General features: G+C 57.1%; 18 protein-coding genes. 9 read left to right on the top strand and 9 right to left on the bottom strand.

Going from position 1 to position 18,558, the window contains the following annotated elements; genetic code table 11:
- Positions 1-18 precede the first annotated feature (18 nt).
- Both grxD and RB602_RS12370 read left to right on the top strand, forming a co-directional pair.
- A complete protein-coding gene (grxD, locus tag RB602_RS12375) occupies positions 19-357 on the top strand; it encodes a Grx4 family monothiol glutaredoxin (protein WP_317080893.1) in 339 nt (112 codons plus the stop codon).
- 374 nt (positions 358-731) lie between these two features.
- Positions 732-1,550, top strand: a complete 819-nt coding sequence (locus tag RB602_RS12370; protein ID WP_317080892.1) for an NUDIX hydrolase — start codon at positions 732-734, stop codon at positions 1,548-1,550.
- A gap of 41 nt (positions 1,551-1,591) precedes the next feature.
- On the opposite strand, the gene RB602_RS12365 is transcribed toward RB602_RS12370, so the two are convergent.
- The 3 genes from RB602_RS12365 to RB602_RS12355 form a co-directional block, all read right to left on the bottom strand.
- On the bottom strand, positions 1,592-2,449 hold the full coding sequence (locus tag RB602_RS12365; RefSeq protein WP_317080891.1) for a radical SAM protein: 858 nt from the start codon (positions 2,447-2,449) through the stop codon (positions 1,592-1,594).
- Between the two features lie 198 nt (positions 2,450-2,647).
- Positions 2,648-3,247: a rhodanese-like domain-containing protein gene (locus RB602_RS12360; protein WP_317080890.1), complete on the bottom strand. Its 600-nt coding sequence runs from the start codon at positions 3,245-3,247 to the stop codon at positions 2,648-2,650.
- A gap of 263 nt (positions 3,248-3,510) precedes the next feature.
- The gene (locus tag RB602_RS12355) at positions 3,511-4,938 is read right to left on the bottom strand and encodes a dihydrolipoyl dehydrogenase family protein (RefSeq protein ID WP_317080889.1); all 1,428 of its coding nucleotides are present in this window, start codon (positions 4,936-4,938) and stop codon (positions 3,511-3,513) included.
- A 140-nt stretch (positions 4,939-5,078) separates the two neighbouring features.
- Here RB602_RS12355 and RB602_RS12350 point away from each other — a divergent pair, with 140 nt between their 5' ends.
- Positions 5,079-6,113 carry an SDR family oxidoreductase gene (locus RB602_RS12350; protein ID WP_317080888.1) on the top strand — a complete coding sequence of 345 codons (1,035 nt, stop codon included), beginning with the start codon at positions 5,079-5,081 and terminating at the stop codon, positions 6,111-6,113.
- Between the two features lie 113 nt (positions 6,114-6,226).
- Here RB602_RS12350 and RB602_RS12345 read toward each other — a convergent pair whose 3' ends face one another.
- Positions 6,227-6,955 (bottom strand): glycosyltransferase, encoded by a 729-nt coding sequence (locus RB602_RS12345; protein ID WP_317080886.1) that lies wholly within the window; start codon positions 6,953-6,955, stop codon positions 6,227-6,229.
- A complete protein-coding gene (locus RB602_RS12340; RefSeq protein WP_317080885.1) occupies positions 6,952-7,557 on the bottom strand; it encodes a TIGR04282 family arsenosugar biosynthesis glycosyltransferase in 606 nt (201 codons plus the stop codon). The genes RB602_RS12345 and RB602_RS12340 overlap by 4 nt, the downstream gene beginning before the upstream one ends.
- Positions 7,558-7,901: 344 nt before the next feature.
- On the opposite strand from RB602_RS12340, the gene maiA reads away from it, so the two are divergent.
- Genes maiA through RB602_RS12325 form a run of 3 tightly spaced genes read left to right on the top strand, consistent with a single transcriptional unit; the run spans position 7,902 to position 11,166 of the window.
- On the top strand, positions 7,902-8,534 hold the full coding sequence (gene maiA, locus RB602_RS12335; RefSeq protein ID WP_317080884.1) for a maleylacetoacetate isomerase: 633 nt from the start codon (positions 7,902-7,904) through the stop codon (positions 8,532-8,534).
- Positions 8,535-8,590: 56 nt separating this feature from the next.
- Positions 8,591-10,708, top strand: a complete 2,118-nt coding sequence (locus tag RB602_RS12330) for a TonB-dependent receptor (protein WP_317080883.1) — start codon at positions 8,591-8,593, stop codon at positions 10,706-10,708.
- Positions 10,708-11,166: a MarR family winged helix-turn-helix transcriptional regulator gene (locus RB602_RS12325; RefSeq protein ID WP_317080882.1), complete on the top strand. Its 459-nt coding sequence runs from the start codon at positions 10,708-10,710 to the stop codon at positions 11,164-11,166. The genes RB602_RS12330 and RB602_RS12325 overlap by 1 nt, the downstream gene beginning before the upstream one ends.
- A gap of 200 nt (positions 11,167-11,366) precedes the next feature.
- On the opposite strand, the gene RB602_RS12320 is transcribed toward RB602_RS12325, so the two are convergent.
- Positions 11,367-12,032, bottom strand: coding sequence for a cyclic nucleotide-binding domain-containing protein (locus tag RB602_RS12320; protein WP_317080881.1), 666 nt, complete (start codon positions 12,030-12,032; stop codon positions 11,367-11,369).
- Positions 12,033-12,203: 171 nt separating this feature from the next.
- On the opposite strand from RB602_RS12320, the gene hppD reads away from it, so the two are divergent.
- From hppD to RB602_RS12305, 3 genes are all read left to right on the top strand, one after another.
- Positions 12,204-13,331: a 4-hydroxyphenylpyruvate dioxygenase gene (hppD, locus tag RB602_RS12315; protein ID WP_317080880.1), complete on the top strand. Its 1,128-nt coding sequence runs from the start codon at positions 12,204-12,206 to the stop codon at positions 13,329-13,331.
- Positions 13,332-13,442: 111 nt separating this feature from the next.
- Positions 13,443-14,003 (top strand): VOC family protein, encoded by a 561-nt coding sequence (locus RB602_RS12310; protein ID WP_317080879.1) that lies wholly within the window; start codon positions 13,443-13,445, stop codon positions 14,001-14,003.
- A gap of 120 nt (positions 14,004-14,123) precedes the next feature.
- The gene (locus tag RB602_RS12305; protein WP_317080878.1) at positions 14,124-15,134 is read left to right on the top strand and encodes a fumarylacetoacetate hydrolase family protein; all 1,011 of its coding nucleotides are present in this window, start codon (positions 14,124-14,126) and stop codon (positions 15,132-15,134) included.
- Between the two features lie 66 nt (positions 15,135-15,200).
- Here the strand turns inward: RB602_RS12305 and RB602_RS12300 are convergent, their stop codons facing one another.
- From RB602_RS12300 to RB602_RS12290, 3 genes are read right to left on the bottom strand one after another with little or no spacing between them, the layout of a single operon-like run.
- Positions 15,201-16,196, bottom strand: a complete 996-nt coding sequence (locus RB602_RS12300) for a type II secretion system F family protein (RefSeq protein ID WP_317080877.1) — start codon at positions 16,194-16,196, stop codon at positions 15,201-15,203.
- A gap of 60 nt (positions 16,197-16,256) precedes the next feature.
- On the bottom strand, positions 16,257-17,228 hold the full coding sequence (locus RB602_RS12295) for a type II secretion system F family protein (protein WP_317080876.1): 972 nt from the start codon (positions 17,226-17,228) through the stop codon (positions 16,257-16,259).
- 51 nt (positions 17,229-17,279) lie between these two features.
- Complete coding sequence (locus RB602_RS12290; protein WP_317084528.1) at positions 17,280-18,557, bottom strand: pilus assembly protein CpaE; 1,278 nt, start codon at positions 18,555-18,557, stop codon at positions 17,280-17,282.
- Between the last annotated feature and the right edge of the window lies 1 nt (position 18,558).

Below are 18,558 nucleotides of genomic sequence, written 5' to 3'. Positions count from 1 at the left end.
ACTAGCAGGAACAGAACTATGACCGATGCCACCCATGAGAGAATAGAAAAGACCGTCAAAGACAATGACGTTGTGCTGTTTATGAAGGGCACGCCGCTTTTCCCGCAATGCGGTTTTTCCAGCCGCGCCATCGCCATTCTTGATCGTCTCGGCGTCGCATATGACAGTGTCGATGTACTGCAGGACATGGAAGTGCGTCAGGGCATCAAGACCTATTCCGACTGGCCGACCATCCCGCAACTATATGTCAAAGGCGAATTTATCGGCGGTTCGGACATTATGATGGAAATGTTCGAGGCCGGTGAACTGGAAACGCTGATGGACGAAAAGCAGGTTGCCAAGGCGGAGGCCGAGTAAGCGCGCGAACCACAGTTTCAGAAACAAAAAAAGCCGCACCTTCTGTCGGGAAGCGTGCGGCTTTTCTTTTGTGGGAATAAAGCCTGACGGGTAATCGACTTAATCCCTTGGGAACCAGGGTGTGACCCTAATCGGGGAGGCGGTCTGCAAGAGACCAGAAAAGCAGACCGCCTTCCAAGTGAACCATTTGAGACCCTGTAAAATATGCAGGCCCTGTGCCAGTTTTGGCTATTCTTGGGAAAACAGAAGCTTAGATGGTTAGCAGAACCTTAACATATTGAAAAATGTAAGAAATATCGACATTTCTTGCAGTCTGGCAATAAAATGCCCTGTTTCCCTTGCAACGCTATCTGCACTCAGCCATTCCTGCTATTATGAATGATCTCCCGAAAACAGACCCGCTAACCGGCAAACCTCTTATCCAGGCCACCCCTGCGGCGACGATTATTGTCGCGGCGGATCAGCCCGATGGTCCTCCGCGCCTGCTTATGGTGGAGCGCTCGGGCAAGATGGCTTTTGCCGCCGGTGCGGTGGTGTTTCCCGGTGGACGTGTCGATAGCGGGGATTATGTGCTGGCGCGGCGTTTTCTGGATCGTGGCCCAGATAGCGATATTGACGAGCCATTGGCCGATATGGCGGGGCGCATTGCCGCGATCCGCGAGACGATTGAAGAGGCACGCTATCCCGTGGCGATGAAGACCATGCCCGCCGATGAGGCGATTGAAGCCATTCGCGCCGAGGCTTCTGGTGACAGCCATTTTGATGCGGTGGTGGATGGCTATGGGCTGGAGTTGGAGCCGCAAAGCCTGACCTATTTTGCCCGTTGGCGCCCGCCGTTCAACGAGAAACGGGTGTTCGATACCCGCTTCTACATAGCGCGGGCGACAATGCCCGAAGCGCAGGCGGTGGTGGATGATACCGAAAACCGCACGCTTTTCTGGGCCACAGCGCAAGAGGTGCTGGACCGTGCCGAGCGTGAGGAGATCAAGATTATCTTCCCGACGCGACGCAATCTGGAAAAACTGGCGCAATGCGAGAGCTATGACGCGCTGGTTGCCCATGTCGCGGTACATCCGCCCGAACTGGTTACGCCCTTTGTTGAGGAACGCGGGGGCGAACCGCATCTCTGTGTGCCTGATGGTCTGGGCTATCCGGTAACATCGGAGCCGATCAAAGCTGCGATGCGGGGGTAAGAGAATTTCCTCCCCAAGACAAGCTTGGGGAGGATAATCCTTCACCCTGAACAACTCGCGCCTCCTAACACGCAGAAACGCGCGCAATGGGCGTGGTTGAGCTTCACCGACTGAGACGCCTCTTTGAGTGTCTGGCCCATATCGAATTGCGGATCATAAGGCAGCAAGGTGCAGGCAGCGACCGTGGGCTTTTCAGCGCCCTTATGCTTCACCACCATGCGGCTGGTGGCGCACATGATAGAGGCGGGATCGACACTGAGAATATCCCAGCATTCGGTTGTGATCTCGGCGATATCGGCACTGGCGTCCATTTCGGGGAACTGCACGAACTCATTGGGATCATCGAGATTGATGTGCAGCCCTTCATTGTCGAACAGAGCGGCAAATCCGGCACGTGCTTCCGCGTCAGTTTCACTGGCCAGATGCCGCCCGGCAATGGCAATGCGGAAGCCGTTATCCGAAAGCCAGCGCAGTCCAGCCATCGCCTTGTCCCAGCTATCCGTGCCGCGTTCTGCTTCATGCACCGGCTTGCTATAATGGTCGAGGCTGACCCTTAGCGTTAGCCGGTCGCGATAGTCTTTATGCAACGCCAGCAGCGCCTCCTCATGCCGCCGCATCGGCCGCATCGCATTGGTCAGCACCAACACCGAGAAACCGCGCTCCAGACAACTCTCCAGGATCGGCATAATATCCGGGTTCATAAACGGCTCACCGCCGGTAAAGGCGATCTCGCGCGTTGGAAGGCCTTCGTCGCGGATCTCGTCGAGATAGGCGAGCACCTCATCATGCCGGATATAGACCAGCGCATCATTCTTCGGACTGCTCTCAATATAGCAGGAGGCGCAAGCGAGATTGCACAAGGTGCCGGTGTTGATCCACAGCGTGTCCAGTCCGCGCATATCAACCGAGGCGCGTTTTTCGCCCTTGGCAGTGATATCGGGATCGCGAAATTTTGCCGGATCGAGCGGCTTGGCTTCGGCCAGTGCAAAAGGGCTGGCGGCAGGGTCTGGCTGGCTGGCGATGATGCGGTTTCCTTTTGCTGGAAAACCGCAGATTAGCCGCTTGTCAAATGTCTGTCACCAGCGGCATCAACTCTATTATTCGGGCTGCCGCAGTTGGAGCTGAACCGGGCCGGAAAGCCGACCAGGATTCGGAATCTCTCCGGCCCAGGCTATTTGCTTGTCAGCAAGCCAATAGCTGCCATCCAGCTCATACACATTGCGATAGCCATAGCCGTAAAGGTTGATAAATGTCGGGATATTGAGCGCCAACGGTGCCCGTTTCAACGGGATGGGCGGCGCGTTTTCGGCGAAGTTATTGTTGCAATAGATCAGGATTTCACGGTCCTGATCATCGCCAATCACCTTGCGCAATTTATCGTCGGTAAACTCGGAAAAAGGCAGGTTGACTGCGCCTTCAACATGCCCCGCAGCAAAGGCCGCTGCGGAACGGGTGTCGAGGATCAGCACATTATCCTTGGCGGCGCGCTGATTGAACTCCTCCGCATCCACCAGTCGCGGCATGCGATAGTCGAGAACTTCCTTGGTAAGGTCAGCAAAGCCCTGATAATCTACCTGTGCTTCACGATTAATTATTGGTGCGTCATCTTGGGCGGCAAGCGCGCTCGGCAAAGTCAGGGCAAGGATGGCAGTAGCGATAGCGGCACGCATGATGGTCTCCCGGGATACTTCGCTCACACTGCTTGTCCGGCATTGAATGAGCAATGAATAGAGTTGAAGCTTTACAGACTATTACACTCTTTGCTGCTGTTTAGCTGCGCTAGACTATCGGCGCAGCGACAGCGGGACCAAAGCTATCTTTTTGACTCACACAAAGCCACAAAGGCACAAAGCGTTGTTATCTAGAATTATGCCTTGGTGCCTTTGTGGCTTTGTGTGAAAACAATCGCGGTTTCCGCTTGCGCGGGTTAGATGGACTGAGAGCTAAGTACCCTGACTTTTTACCGCCGCAGCTTCGCCAGAAAAGCCGCCCAACCCTTGGTCCATTTATTGAACACCTTGGCTTCATCCGAGGCGAAGGCGGCGGCTTTGCTGTGCTCGGCGCGGTTGGGGTAGGGGACGATCAGGCTGGCCATGCCAAAGGTGTTGGACTTGCCCGCAATCGCCATGGACCAGGGCAGCAACATATCCCCGGCATGTGCGCCGACAATGGTAGCACCGATGACCTTGCCGCCTTTCTTGACGATCTTCACAAAGCCCGTGGTTTCCAGCTCGGTGATCGCGCGGTCATTATGCGAGAAATCCTCGCGCCAGACGGTGATCTTGTCACCGTATTTTTCGCGTGCTGCTTTTTCGGTGAGGCCAACTTGCGCCAGTTCTGGATCAACATAGGTGACCCAGGGTAGGGCTTTATAATTGACCTTGGTTGGCAGTCCAAAAGCCACTTCAAGGACGATGTTGGAGCCCTCATAGCCCGAGGCATGGGTGAAATGCGGACCCGGGCGGCAGTCGCCAATGGCATAGATATGCTTCTGATTCGTGCGGCGGCGGGCATCTACCTCGATACCGGCCTTGCCATATTTGACGCCCGCTTTTTCCAGATTGAGGCCATCAAAATTGACCTCGCGGCCGGTAGCAATCAGCAGGTGCGAACCGGTGATTTCCTCGCCGCTATCGGTGGTGAGGATTATGGTCTTGTCCTCCATTCGCACCGATTGAGCACGGGCATTTTTGTTTATGACAATGCCTTCGCTGCGCAGTCTTTCGATAACGATTTCAGCAGCTTCGTCATCATCTTTGGGAAAAGGTCTACCAACGGTAGCGACGGTCACATCGCTGCCCAGCCGCTTGAAGCTTTGCGCCATTTCCATACCAATCGGTCCACCGCCGAGAACGATCAGATGCTCCGGCAATTCGGTTAGGTTCCAGATGTCCTCATTGGTCATAAATGGTACATTCTCAATGCCCTGGATCGGTGGCACAAAGGGACGGCTGCCGGTAGCGATAACGATACGCGGCGCGCTGATCTCGCATGTGCCGCCATCATTCAGCGCGACGGTGATCGATTTTGGCCCGGCAAAGCTGGCATTGCCGCGAATGACATCGACGCCCATTTCCTCAAACCGTTCCTGGCTGTCTTCAGGCGCTATGGTCGCAATAGCGGCATGAATATGATCATGCACCGACTGGAAATTGACTGTGGGTTTCGTCCCTTTGATGCCATATTTGTCGGCAGTTCGCATGTCGTGTGCACGATGTGCTGCGGCGATGATCGCCTTGGAAGGAACGCAGCCGGTATTGAGGCAATCGCCGCCCATCTCACCGCGCTCCACCAGTGCCGCATTCAGCCCCAGCATCGCGCAGCCACCCGCTGCCGTAAGCCCCGCTGAGCCTGCGCCCAGCACGATAATGTCATGTGTATAGGTCATGTCTGTTGTTTCGCTTCGACAATGAGGATGGTTACGTTCTGGCTTGATTTTGAAAGAAAAAACTGGCCATTGCCAGAGCATGTCTTGCGCGCCTCTAACATCTCTTTGATGACAAGGCGAATCCTCCTGAAAGTGCATCTGTGACTCAGTCTGATCCCCTTACTGTCCTGTTGACCGGAGCCACCGGATTGGTGGGCGGTGCCTTGGCCGGAGCGTTGTTGGACGCCGGGCATAAGGTGATAGCGGTGGTGCGCGGTGAGGGTCGGCAGGTGCTCGATATCGAGAGCCGAAATCGCGCTGATGAGATTATAACGGTGCAGGGTGATGTTAGTGCACCGGGTTTTGCAATGGAGCAGATTCCGGGGGAAATCGATCTGCTCATCCATTGCGCCGCGACCACCGATTTTACTGCCAGCGATGCGGTTTACGAAGCCGTCAATATTGGCGGTGCGCGCCATGCGGTGGCGCTGGCGCAGCAGCTTGGGGCGAGGTTGCTGCATGTTTCCACGGCCTATAGTTGTGGTCGCGCTGATGGCTTGGTGCCCGAAGCGCCAGCCGATCCAGAACGCGAGTTTACCAATGGTTATGAGCGTTCCAAGGCTATCGCTGAAAGCCATGTGATGGCGGCCAGGCAAGAGGAACTGATCGCCGCCATCGCCCGGCCAAGCATCATTGTCGGTCGGTTATCCGATGGCGCTATTCCGCGTCAGGATGATTTCTATCATCTGTTTCGCCTTTTCGGCTCGCCATTGCTGAAACAGGTGCCGGCGATTGATGGCGCGGCTTTCGCCATTGTGCCGCTCGATCATGTTGTTTCCGGGCTGATGGCAATGGCTGAGAATATGGCGCAGTTTGATGGCGATGCGGTGCATCTGGTTGCCGATAAACCCTTTCCGCTCGCCGATATGCTCGAAATCGTTGCCGAATATCCGCGCGCGTACCCGGCTGAGATCGTTCATCCCGATGCCTATGATGTTGACCAGCTCGACCGTCGCAGCCTGATGGTGCATCGCAAGGTCGGGGCGCAGTTTTTTGATTATTTCGCCCGGGTACCGCTGTTTGAAAGCCGTATTCTGGCCGAGAAAGCCGGGATTGCCGCGCCGCATATCGACAAGGCGGCGCTGCGGCGAATGGTAGAGTATTGCCACGGCACTGGCTTTCTCGACTGGAAGTGATTCCTTAATCTAACAGATCGTCATTGCGAGCGTAGCGAAGCAATCCAGAGCCACTCGCGCTTGGTGCTCTGGATTGCTTCGTCGCTTCGCTCCTCGCAATGACGCGCTATCAGTCACCGCACATCCGGGTAAATATCCTCCAGCTTCTTCCGCACGCCAAAGCTCCACATAATGCCGATTTTGAGATAGAGATAATTGGCCTTGAGCGGGCCCCAATGGGCGATGCGGCGGTCTGATGTGATCACCGGCTTGCGCGTCATATTAAGCTTACCGCGCGTCGCCATGCCAATGCACAGGTCGGCCTCTTCCATGATTGTCGCATCATCCGGGATGCCGCCAATCGCCAGAAAATCCTCGCGGCGGAAGAACATCGCATGGTCGCCGAATAACAGCCGCACCCCGCGCACGAACAGATGCGGATGGGTGACAATCGGATACCAGGTCTTGATCCAGTTATGCAGCGTCGTGCCCCATCGGGTTTTTTTGCCGCGAATAATCGGCAGAAAGGTGCCGAGCGATATCTTGTGATTGCTCAGCGTCTGGCGGACGTGGGCAATGGCATCGGGCGGCAATATGCTGTCGGCATGCAGGATCAGGATGATCGGCCCCTTGGCCTGTTCGACACCATGGTTGATCTGCGGCCCACGCCCTTTTTCGGGCGCGATAATGGCACGGAAACCGGCCTGCTTTGCCAGCTGCACCGTTGCATCATCGCTGCCGCCATCGACCAGCAATACCTCATCGGGCGGCGGGTCCATGGTGGCGATATTGGCGATGGTAGCAGGCAGAGCCTCTTCCTCCTGCCATGTCGGGATTAATATGGTGACCTGCTCTACGGTCATGGCTGAAGGCTTTTGACAAGTTCAGGCCAGCGTGTCAGGTCTTCGGGGCGATCGCAATCGGCCAATGTGTCCAGCACCGCCGGGACAATACCCATCGCCTTCAACCGCACCAAAGTGGTCGGCAGCACCTTGTCGGTGCTCCATGGCATATCGCAGAACAGTTCAGGCAGCGGACGCGCCATGCCGATAAGATAATAGCCGCCATCCTCTGCCGGGCCGATAACCACATCATGTGTCGCCAGCGCGGCAACGGCTTGCTCGACAATCGCGACGGTCAAATCGGGGGTATCGGCACCGAAAAAAATTTGCGGTCCTGAACCTAGCGCTGCGAGCAGACGGTCGGTCAAATCACCCTCAGGTTGCTCGGCATAATCCGGCATATCGCCCAGCCATTCGCGAAACGCTGTTTCCTCTGCGCCTGCATAATGCACCACCACCGGCTGCTCGCTGGCGATCAGAGTCTGGCAGGTCCGATGCGCCAGAGTGCGGTGCAGCGCCGCCGCGCCTGCCTCTCCCAGCGCCGGGATCAGCCGCGTCTTGGCATAGCCGGGCACCGGATATTTGGCGAAGAGACGGAGGATGATGGAAGCAGCTTCAGACATGGCACAGCTTTAGGGGGCTTCGCTCGGGAAACCTAGGCAAATTGCAGTCTTGCCTTTCGTCGGCCCCGCGCAGGCGGGGCCAGGGCTATTTCTTTCACGCTAAGACGCAAAGACACGAAGAGACCTCACAAAGAAGAACACTCTTTGCGTCTTCGCGTCTTTGCGTGAGTCAAAAAGAAAGCCTTGGCCCCGCCTGCGCGGGGCCGACGAAATCTATTGCGATGGCCATGAACCCAAGTCCGGAACGACGATTGATACTATTGGCCGACATTCGCGAAACAAAGGTTGCATTCATCGCAGGTGCTTATCATGGTGCGCGGCCATTCCCGCTTAAGGATAGCATCATGTCCGAGATTGTCCTGTATGACTATTTCCGCTCGACCGCAGCCTATCGGGTGCGGCTGGCGCTCAATCTGAAGGGCGTGGCGTATCGTACCGAATGGGTCAATCTGGTCGATGGCGATCAGCGCAGTGCCGCCTATACAGCGCGCAATCCGCAAGGGCTGGTGCCGATGCTGCACATAGACGGCCATGATCTCAGCCAGTCGCTGGCGATTATCGATTATCTCGATGCGCGTTTCCCCGAGCCGCGTATGCTGCCCGAAGACCCCGCAGCGCGCGCCAGGGTGCTGGCCGATGCGATGGCGATTATCGCCGATATCCACCCGATCAACAATTTGCGCGTCTGGCAATATTTGAAAGACCCGTTTTATCATTCACAGGATGATGTGGTGCAATGGATGCACCATTGGATGACTTTGGGCTATACCGCGCTGGAACAGGCCGCGCCGGAGCTGGGTGTTTTTGGTGGCGAGACCCCGAACCTCACCGATATCTGCCTGACCGCGCAAATGTATAATGCCGAGCGTTTTGAGCTTGCTATGGAAAGTTTCCCGAAGCTGGCGCGCATCCATGCTGAACTTGGCGAACATGAAGCCTTCAAGGCTGCCCACCCTGACAGGATTGCCCCCGAATAATGTCTTCGCATCTTTTGCTTCCTGCTGCTTCGACAGCTGCGCTTGCGTTGGTTTGCATGCCCGCTGCCGCCATCGCGCAGGATCAGCCGGACCCGTGCCTGTTGATCGACTGCACGCCTGATGATGGCAGCGAACCATCGGTGGAGATAGACGATCCAGCCGCTACGCGCGAAAACATCACCGTGCTTGGCGCTCCGCTCGACGACCCTTTGGGCAATAAAGCCTATGCCGTCAGCGAGATCGGGCCGCGTGAACTGGCCAATGAAGCCAGCGGTCGCATCGAAAATGCGCTGCGCAATGTGCCGGGGCTGCAGCAATTTCGCCGTTCGGATTCGCGCTCGGCCAACCCGACCAGCCAGGGCGTGACCCTGCGCGGTTTGGGGGGCAATGCCGCGAGCCGCGCCTTGCTGACACTGGATGGTGTGCCCCAGGCCGATCCCTTTGGCGGCTGGGTCAGCTTTCCCGGTTATGATGCTCTCGCCATCGAGAATGTCCGTGTCCGTCGTGGCGGCGGTACGGGCAGCGATGGTGCCGGGGCGTTGGCCGGGACGATTGACCTTTCCAGCTTTGGCGTCGCCGGGCAGAGCCGTTATTCAGGCAATGTCCGCTATGGCAGCCGCGACAGCCTGGAAGCTAATATCGCCGCCGAGCAGAAGCTGGGCAGTGGCGGGCTGACCTTCTCGGCGCAATATGCGCGCGGCGACGGCTTTATCCCGGTGATTGAAGAACAGCGCGGCAGCGTTGATCGCCCGGCGGAATATCAGCAATATGGCTTTGGCGCGCGTTTTGTCGCGCCGCTCAGCGACGATACCGAGATACAGGCCAATATCCGCGCCTATAGCGATGAGCGCGAGCGCGGCTTTGCATTCAGCGATAACCGCAATGATGGTGCCGATGCTTCGGTACGGCTGGTGTCGCGCGGGCGCTGGCAATGGGAGGCGCTGGCCTATCTGCAATTGCGCGAGTTTCAAACCAGCTTTGGCGCTGTGACCGCCGACCGCAATTCGGTGCGCCAGGTGCTTGATCAGTTTAATGTGCCGAGCACCGGGCTGGGCGCAAAGTTCGAGATCCGCCCGCCCGTCGGGGATAATGCCGAGCTGCGCATTGGGGGCGATTGGCGGCGCACTATTGGCGAGACGAACGAACGCTTCTTCTTCCAGAATGCAGCGCCTTTGCGCGGGCGCAATGCCGGAGGTCGTACCGATACGCTTGGCGGCTATGTCGAGGCGAGCTGGCAGGTCACGCCGACCTTTTTGCTCACCGGCGGTGGGCGACTGGATTATTGGTCGATTGCCAATGGCTTCCGCCGCGAATTTGAGCTGGCCCCTGATATTGCCGGACAGATACGCAGCGATGACAGCTTCGCCGATCGTGATGGGTTTGAAGGCACCGGGCGGATCGGTTTCGCCTATGATGCCGCCAGCCTGTTGACGCTGCGCGGCGCGGCCTATCTTGGCTGGCGCTTGCCGACATTGAATGAGCTTTACCGTCCTTTCCGTGTCGGTGCCGATGCGACCGCCGCCAATGAATTGCTCGAACCCGAGCGTCTGCGCGGGGTTGAACTGGGCCTGGATTGGGAAATCTACACGCTGCGCTTCAGCGGCACGGTCTTCTACAACCAGCTGGATAATGCCATTGCCAACGTGACGCTCGATAGTGGTCCCGGCCTTTTCCCCGGTGTCGGTTTTGTCTCCGGGGCAGGGGTATTTCGCCAGCGCCAGAATTTGGATGCTGTCGATGCGCTGGGTGTCGAGATTGATGCCGCGATTGATATTGGCGCGTTCAGCCTGTCAGCGGGTTATGCCTATGTCGATAGCGAGGTTGCAGGTAATGCCGGTGCGCAGACGGCGATTGACGGGTTGCGTCCAGCGCAGGTGCCGCAGCATTTTGCCAATGCTTCGCTCGACTGGCAGCCGCGCCGCAACGATGTCAGTGCCGGTGTCACGCTGCGCTATATTGGTAGCCAGTTTGAGGATGACGGCAATACCAGGCTGCTTGATGATGCCTTCACGCTCGATGCGCGCGCCAATTATCGGCTGAGCGAGAAGCTGATGCTGGAGGGCTGGGTGGAAAATCTTTTCGATGCCGAAGTGCAGGCCGGGATCAGCGGTGCTGGCGTGGTTGAGCGCGCCCGGCCGCAGACCTTCTGGCTCGGCCTGAATGTGCGGTTGTGATGGCTGAGAATGACCGCACAAGGCTGGCGGATTTTCTGCCCTATCAACTCTCGATCACTACCAATGCGGTGAGTAATCTCATCGCCGAGGAGTATCGCAGCCGCTTTGGCCTCAAGATCACCGAATGGCGGATTATGGCGGTGCTGGGCGATCTGGAACAGGCGACGCAGCGTGAACTGGTGGCGGTCACCCGGATGGACAAGGTAGCGGTCAACCGCGCCTGCAAGGCGCTGGTCGAGCGCAAGCTGATCGCCCGCGCGCCCCATGCCAGCGATGGCCGCTCGCACCAACTGGCGCTGACGGCAACGGGCGCGGAGCTTTATGGCGAGATCATGCCCTTGGCCGAGGATATGGAACGGCGGATTTTTGCGGTTTTGTCCTCAGAGGAAGAGACGCAGATGCGCGACATGCTGACCCGCTTGCGCGAGGCGAGTGATGCGTTGCGGGATGAGGAATAGATACTAACGCTTAGTTCTATGCTTTCGTCGGCCCCGCGCAGGCGGGGCCAGGGCTAATTTTTATTTCGCACAAAGACACAAAGGCACAAAGACGCGGTGCCTTTGATGCAGATATCTTAGTGCCTTTGTGGCTTTGTGCGAGACTGCTTAAAAGCCCAGGCCCCGCCTGCGCGGGGCCGACGAGAGATGGATAGGTCGTTCTACGCCGCCTCCACCTGCTGCACGCTGCCTGACAATTTCTGCGCCAGATCGCGGTTTATTCGTGCGCGCAGGGCGTTGTCGATATCGGGCCATTTGTCGCAGAGCTTGCGCAAGGCGGTGCTGTCCCAGGCAAGTATCTCGGCATTGTCGCTGCTGATCACCGTCGCGCTGGCCGGGCCGTTGAGTAGCCAGGCGACCTCGCCGATAAAATTATTCTCTCGTAACGGGAAGCTGTCGCGGCCTTTGCTTACATGCACGGTGCCGTCGGTTAAAAAATAGAGCCGTTCAGGGATTTGCCCTTCCAGCGTTAGCCGCAAATCCTGTTCGCCGGAGAGCCGGGTTGCCGCTTTGAGCAGGCGGCGGAACTGGCCAGGATTGAAATTGTCGAAACGGCTATAGAGCGCCTTGTCCTCATCGCTCATGCCCCATGTGGTACGCTCCAGCGCGATGCGGCTCATCACCACAACATTGGCGATGGTCATCAGCGTGGTTGAGGCAATCGCGACCCACAAGGTCACCTCGGGCACGAAGAGATAATAGGCGATGTAAAAGCCATTACCGATCAGCGTGAGAATGCGCAGCGTCAACTCGCCGCGCACCGCAAAGGCGATGATATAGATGATCGCGCCGATATTGATCAGGATTGTGCCGTCGGACCAGCCCATAATCATGCTCCCTGCCCATGGAGATATTATGCGACCTTTATCGCATCGCTATAACCGCTGCGCGCAATTTGGAAAAGACATGCAAAAGCGCATTGCAGAATCGGTGTAAAAGGAATATAGTTACAGATGATACTATTTTCAGATCACCCCTAATCTGTGGAGACCCTGCTCATGAACGCCCCTGTGACTGCAAAAGCCTCTGATGTTGCCAACCCCGCCGGTCTGGACGGTTTTGAATTTATCGAATTCTGCGCCCCCGAAAAGGGCCAGCTCGAGCCGGTGTTTGAGGCCATGGGCTTTTCCCATGTCGCAACGCACCGCAGCAAGCAAGTGGACCTGTGGCGTCAGGGTGGCATTAACCTGATCATCAATTACGAGCCGCGCAGCGCTGCGTGGTATTTTGCCCGCGAACATGGCCCTTCGGCCTGCGGTATGGCGTTCCGGGTGGATGATGCGGCCAAAGCTTATGACCATCTGATCGCCGCCGGGGCCGAGCCGGTGCATGTCGAAACCGGTCCGATGGAACTGCGCCTGCCCGCCATTCGCGGCATTGGCGGCGCGATCCTCTATCTGGTCGACCGCTATGAGGGCAAAACTGGTCAGGATGATCTGACCATTTACGACATCGATTTCGAATATCTGCCCGGGGTTGACCGTCGCCCCGAAGGCGCCGGTTTCCAGCTGATCGATCACCTGACCCATAATGTTTACACCGGCCGCATGGCCTATTGGGCCGATTATTATGAGAAGCTGTTCAACTTCCGTGAAATCCGCTTTTTCGACATTAAGGGCGAATATACCGGCTTGACCTCCAAGGCGCTGACCGCGCCTGACGGCAAGATCAAAATCCCGCTCAACGAAGAAGGCGAGGGCGGCAAGGGCCAGATCGAGGAATTCCTGCGTGAATTTAACGGCGAGGGTATCCAGCATATCGCGCTGATCTGTGACGATCTGCTCGGCTGTTGGGACCGGCTGAAAAAGCTCGGCGTACCGTTCATGACCGCACCGCCAGCGACCTATTATGAGATGCTCGATGAGCGTCTGCCCGGCCATGGTGAAAACCCGGACGAGCTGAAGATGCGCGGTATCTTGCTCGACGGCACCACTGAAGACGGCAATTCCCGCCTGCTGCTGCAGATTTTTGCCGAACCGCAAATCGGTCCGGTGTTCTTTGAATTTATCCAGCGCAAGGGCGATGACGGCTTTGGCGAGGGCAATTTCAAGGCGCTGTTCGAGAGCATAGAACGCGACCAGATTGCCCGTGGCGTACTGGATGCGGATAAGGAACCGGCGGAGTAAGCCTCGTTTCGTCGGCCCCGCGTAGGCGGGGCCAGGGCTTTCTTTGTGGCTTGAATAAGCCCAGCCCCCGCCTTCGCGGGGGCGACGTTATCAGCTAGGAGGTATCCAAATATGACCACCACAGCCCCCAATATTTCGCGCATTCACCATGTCGCTTATCGCTGCAGGGACGCGAAAGAGACGGTCCAATGGTACAGCAAAGTCCTCGGCATGGAATATACCAATGCCTTTGCCGAGGATTATGTCCCATCTACAGGGGCTTATGACCCATATATGCACGTGTTTCTCGATTGCGGTGGCGGCAATGTGATCGCGTTTTTTGAACTGCCCAATCAGCCGGAAATGGGCAAGGACCCCAATACCCCGGCCTGGGTGCAGCATATAGCGTTTGAGGTTGCCGATATGGATGCGCTGCTCGCGGCAAAAGACCATATCGAGGCTGAGGGCATTGAAGTGCTGGGTCCAACCTATCACGGCATTTTCCGTTCGATCTATTTCTTCGATCCCAATGGCCATCGGCTGGAGCTGGCGTGCAATATCGGCAGCGAGGAGCAATATGCCGAACTGCGCCGCGTCGCGCCGGACATGCTGGAAGAGTGGAGCAAAACCAAAACCGCGCCGCAACATGCACAATGGCTGCATGTCGACCCTGATGCCGTGGAAGCGGAATAAATAGCCTATAAATACCGTAAGGGCTGAGCTTGTCGAAGCCGGTTTCTCGTAACGGACAGACGCCCTTCGACAGGCTCAGGGCTAACGGTGATAAGAAAAGAAGATAAGGAAAACGCATAAATGAAACTGGCATCCCTAGAATCCGGCCGCGATGGCCGTCTGGTCGTCGTCTCGAATGATCTCGCCTGGTATGCCGATGCGGCGCATATCTGCCCGACCCTGCAGGCGGCGCTGGATGATTGGGACACGATCGCACCGCAATTGGAAGTGCTGGCCCGCGATCTCGAGCATGAGGCGATCCCGCGCGAGCGTTTCCACGAACATGATGCCACCGCGCCGCTGCCGCGTGCCTATCAATGGGCCGATGGCAGCGCTTATGTGAACCATGTCGAATTGGTGCGCAAAGCGCGCGGTGCCGAGATGCCGGAGACCTTCTGGACCGACCCGCTAATGTATCAGGGCGGCTCCGACGATATGCGCGGCGCGCGCTCGCCGATCAAGCTCGCCGATGAGGCATGGGGCTGCGATCTTGAGGCGGAAATTGTCGTCGTCACCGGCGATGTGCCGCAGGGCGTCACGCCCGAAGAAGCGCGCGGTTATATCCGCCTTGTCGGGCTGGTGAACGATGTGTCTCTGCGCAACCTTATCCCCGGTGAACTCGCCAAGGGTTTCGGCTTTGTGCAGTCGAAACCGGCAAGCGCTTTCTCGCCGGTGTTTGTCACCCCCGATGCGCTGGGCGATTATTGGCAGGACGGCAAGTTGCACCGCACGCTCCTGGTTGACCTGAACGGCGAACCCTTTGGCCGTGCGATAGCCTCGGATGACTGCACCTTTGATTTCGGCGTCCTGATCGCCCATCTCGCCAAAACCCGTAATATCGGCGCAGGCTCGATCATCGGTTCAGGCACGGTCTCCAACCGCGACAGCGATGGAGGCCCCGGCAAACCGGTTAGCGAGGGTGGCCTCGGCTATAGCTGCATCGCTGAAGTACGGATGGTCGAGAAAATTCTGACCGGCGAGTTTAAAACCGGCTTCCTCAAACATGGCGACACCGTGCGCATCGACGTGCATGATGACAATGAGCACACCATTTTTGGCGCGATTGAGCAAACAGTGGAGAAGCTGGGCTGAGCCCAATAACCTTGCCCTTATCTAAGATAAGAAAAGGGGCGGCTCTTACCGCCCCTGTTTCGTTAGTTATTGCTTGTTGATTAGCGCATCGCTGATCGAGCAGGCTGCGGGTCCGAGGATCACGATAAACAGCACCGGCAGAATGAACAGGATCAGCGGCACCGTCATAATCGCTGGTAGGCGAGCCGCTTTTTCCTCTGCACGCATCATACGCTCATTGCGAAACTCTGCCGACAGAACGCGCAGAGCAGAGGCCAGCGGCGTACCATATTTCTCGGTCTGGATCATGGTGGTGACCACGCCCTTTACCGCGTCCAGATCAACCCGATAGGCAAGATTTTCAAAGGCTTGCCGCCGCTCGGTAAGGAAGCTCAGCTCGATGGCGGTTAGCGCAAATTCATCGCCCAATTCGGGATAGGCGCGGCCCAGTTCCTTGGCGACCCGGTTAAAGGCGGCATCAACGGTCAAACCCGCTTCAGCGCAAATCACCAAAAGGTCAAGCGCATCGGGCAACCCTTTGCGAATGGCATCGGTGCGTTTTGTCACCTTGTTCTGCACAAACAGGTCGGGGCCTTTATAGCTAAGGATCAAAGCGCCGCCAAAGGCCAGCGATTTCATCATCCCAGACCAGTCAGCCATGCCATCAAGGACGTAGATGTAGATGCCAGCGCCACCGCCAATGATAATGGGCAGGATCAGGCGACCAAAGATAACTGCAATCGCGGCGTCTTTTGAACGGATACCCGCCTGGGCCAGTTTTTGCTGCGCAGCTTCGAGCTGTTCGTCCTGCAACACGCTGAGCGATGACAGCACGCTACGCATCCGGTCCGTGGTCTCATTTTGCTGGACCAGCTTGGCGCGTTTCTTGGTTGAGGCGGTAATGCCAGCCTTAAGCTGTTCGCGCCGCTCATTAAGCGATTTAACCCGCTTGGCCATCGGGTCGCGGACCGTGGTTGCCGCATAGATGGCGACAAGCACAGCCAATGTTGCGACAGCCGCCAAAATGGTTGCCACCCACAGGACATCAACGCCCAATAAAGTTGGTCCGCCTGCCTCAGCCATGGGCTGCTCCTATCCGGTGCTGCGCAATCTCGACGGCGCTTATGATCGTTTCTGGCTGCATCAGATTTCAAAGCTCACCATCTTGGCCATGATAAACACGCCAATACCCATCCATACCATGCCGCCCATGCCGGCAATGATCAGGCGTTCATCGATGAAGAAGCCGCCAATATAATCCGGGTTGATCCACCAGATCAGGCCAAACACGATGAATGGCAGCGAGCCGACAATATAGGCCGAGGCTTTGGACTCCGATGACATTGCCTTGATCTTCAGCTTCATTTGCGAGCGTTTGCGCAAAACATCGGACAGGTTGGCCAGTGTTTCGGCCAGATTACCGCCGGTTTCGCGCTGGATCGCCAAAGTGATGCAAAAGAAATTGAACTCCGGTGTGTTGAGTTTCTTCGCGGTTTCCTGAAGCGAATCCTCCATGGTGCGGCCAATTTTGATCCGCTCGGTCACTTCCTTGAACTCCACGCCAACAGGTCCGGGTATTTCCTCGGCGACAACGCTCAGCGTTTCCGTTACCGGCAAGCCGGAGCGCAAGCCGCGAACCAGAAGCTCGATGGCATCGGGGAAATTCTTATTGAAATTGCCGATGCGACGCTTGATCAGAAATCCGATGACCATATGCGGCAGGCCAATGCCCACTGCCGCACCGACAAACAGCGAGAGCAGCATATTGTCGCTGCGGAAATAGACCAGCAGGCCGATAATGACGGCCAGGCCTGCACAAGTGTAGAGATATTGTGCCAGGGGCCATTCGCGCCCGGTTTGTGCCAGGCGGTTGGCCATCATGTCTAGCTGCGACATATCGCCTTGCGGATTGCTGCGCGGTTTTCTGGCAGCAATTGCCTTTCGCATCTGCGCTTCGACCTGGCTATTCGCGCTTTCGCTAAAACGCAGCTTCACACTGTTCAGGCGCCTTGCGCCTTCCTTCTGCGCTGATGGGCCGGATAAGGCGAAGATCAGCATGACCAGAATGGCCAGCACGCCCACAACCAACAGGCTTATCTGCATCCAATCCGTCATCTCAATCCCCAGGCATCAGAGCATTGGCGGCGCGGCCAAAACCGTTGCCAATCACCCCTCTTTTTTCGGTTTGGAAGGCAAAAGCGACTTGAAATCGCCAAATTTGCCCAGCAATGACTTGCTTGCACCTTTGGACTCTTCGCCTTCGCCATCCTCTTCAACAGTACCCAGCACGCGCTCGCCCAGTGCGGCGATCATGTTGCTCGTCTTGCTGTTCTTGTTGGCGGCGATAAAGGGCTGACCCAGCTTCGCTGCTGCTGCCGCACCTTTGAAGTCTGCAGGCAAAACATAGTCAATCTTGCGCTCAACTGAGGCCTCGAAATCCGAGCGGCTGATCTCCAGTGTGTTCGGCTGCACCTTATTGGCGACCAACAGGACTTCCGCCTGGGGCGCGTTGCTCTTGAACCAGGACAATATGCGAATGGCATCGCGCGCCGAGGCAAGCGTAAGCTCTGTCACCAGAACGGCGACATTCACATCGCTCATCAAATGTGGGAAATTCACCAGCATATTACGCGGCAAATCAATCATCGTGGCTTCAAAAGAGGCACGGAACTCTTCCTGAAGCTGAAAGAAAGCAGCGCCATCGGTCATCAACGGCGAACTGATGGGGGCTTCTGCGGACAAGATCGCCAGTTTCTCATTCGCCTTGATCATCGCGCGCTCGATAAACAGGCCATCAATGCGGCTTGGATTATCGATTGCATCGGTCAGGCCACGGCCCGGCTCAAGGTCCATGATCAGCGCATCCGTGCCGAAATGGACATCAAGATCAAGCAACGCGGTCTGGCGGTCGCCATCTTGGCTAAAATACCAGGCAAGCGAGGTGGCAATGGTACTCGCGCCGACGCCGCCGCGGGTGCCTATCACGGCCGTGGTAACATGCGGCCGCTCGGTGCCATTGTCTTGCTGCTTGGGAGCCGAGAATATCGCCTGTGCCTGGACCAGCGCGTCGCGCAGTTGGTCCGGGCTAACTGGTTTGAGCAAATAATCTTGCAAACCGCTGACAATAAGGTCGCGATACAGGCGAACATCATTCACCTGGCCCATGGCGACAACCACAGTACCTGGTTCGCAGACTTCCGCCAAAGCATTGATATCATTGAGCGGATCGCCAGACTCGGCTAAGTCGACCAAAAGGATGTTAGGGCTGGCCGCAATGGAGAGCGACTGAATGGCATTGCGCAAGCCACCCTGATTACATTTCTCCGACTGCCAACCCAGTTCGATACACACAGTGCGCACCAGATCGAGCGTTTCATCATCGCAGATATAGGCGGCGAAGGCATCACGCGCGCCAGTGCCTGTGGGGTTAAAGGGAGCATTCATC

Origin of the sequence: Parasphingorhabdus sp. SCSIO 66989, from assembly GCF_032852305.1 — a bacterium.
In the GTDB taxonomy this organism is placed as follows: domain Bacteria; phylum Pseudomonadota; class Alphaproteobacteria; order Sphingomonadales; family Sphingomonadaceae; genus Alterisphingorhabdus; species Alterisphingorhabdus coralli.
Note: the sequence above shows the minus strand (reverse complement) of the source record. Positions and strands in the feature narration are given on the sequence as shown.

Bases quoted from the DNA above. Each gene is read 5' to 3' on its own strand.
- RB602_RS12295 (WP_317080876.1), bottom strand. From the start codon at position 17,228: ATGACGGATTGGATGCAGATAAGCCTGTTGGTTGTGGGCGTGCTGGCC.
- RB602_RS12340 (WP_317080885.1), bottom strand. From the start codon at position 7,557: ATGTCTGAAGCTGCTTCCATCATCCTCCGTCTCTTCGCCAAATATCCG.
- RB602_RS12345 (WP_317080886.1), bottom strand. From the start codon at position 6,955: ATGACCGTAGAGCAGGTCACCATATTAATCCCGACATGGCAGGAGGAA.
- RB602_RS12365 (WP_317080891.1), bottom strand. From the start codon at position 2,449: ATGCGCGGACTGGACACGCTGTGGATCAACACCGGCACCTTGTGCAAT.
- RB602_RS12310 (WP_317080879.1), top strand. From the start codon at position 13,443: ATGACCACCACAGCCCCCAATATTTCGCGCATTCACCATGTCGCTTAT.
- RB602_RS12305 (WP_317080878.1), top strand. From the start codon at position 14,124: ATGAAACTGGCATCCCTAGAATCCGGCCGCGATGGCCGTCTGGTCGTC.
- RB602_RS12320 (WP_317080881.1), bottom strand. From the start codon at position 12,032: ATGGGCTGGTCCGACGGCACAATCCTGATCAATATCGGCGCGATCATC.
- maiA (WP_317080884.1), top strand. From the start codon at position 7,902: ATGTCCGAGATTGTCCTGTATGACTATTTCCGCTCGACCGCAGCCTAT.
- RB602_RS12355 (WP_317080889.1), bottom strand. From the start codon at position 4,938: ATGACCTATACACATGACATTATCGTGCTGGGCGCAGGCTCAGCGGGG.
- hppD (WP_317080880.1), top strand. From the start codon at position 12,204: ATGAACGCCCCTGTGACTGCAAAAGCCTCTGATGTTGCCAACCCCGCC.
- RB602_RS12370 (WP_317080892.1), top strand. From the start codon at position 732: ATGAATGATCTCCCGAAAACAGACCCGCTAACCGGCAAACCTCTTATC.
- RB602_RS12300 (WP_317080877.1), bottom strand. From the start codon at position 16,196: ATGGCTGAGGCAGGCGGACCAACTTTATTGGGCGTTGATGTCCTGTGG.
- RB602_RS12290 (WP_317084528.1), bottom strand. From the start codon at position 18,557: ATGAATGCTCCCTTTAACCCCACAGGCACTGGCGCGCGTGATGCCTTC.
- RB602_RS12330 (WP_317080883.1), top strand. From the start codon at position 8,591: ATGCCCGCTGCCGCCATCGCGCAGGATCAGCCGGACCCGTGCCTGTTG.
- grxD (WP_317080893.1), top strand. From the start codon at position 19: ATGACCGATGCCACCCATGAGAGAATAGAAAAGACCGTCAAAGACAAT.
- RB602_RS12325 (WP_317080882.1), top strand. From the start codon at position 10,708: ATGGCTGAGAATGACCGCACAAGGCTGGCGGATTTTCTGCCCTATCAA.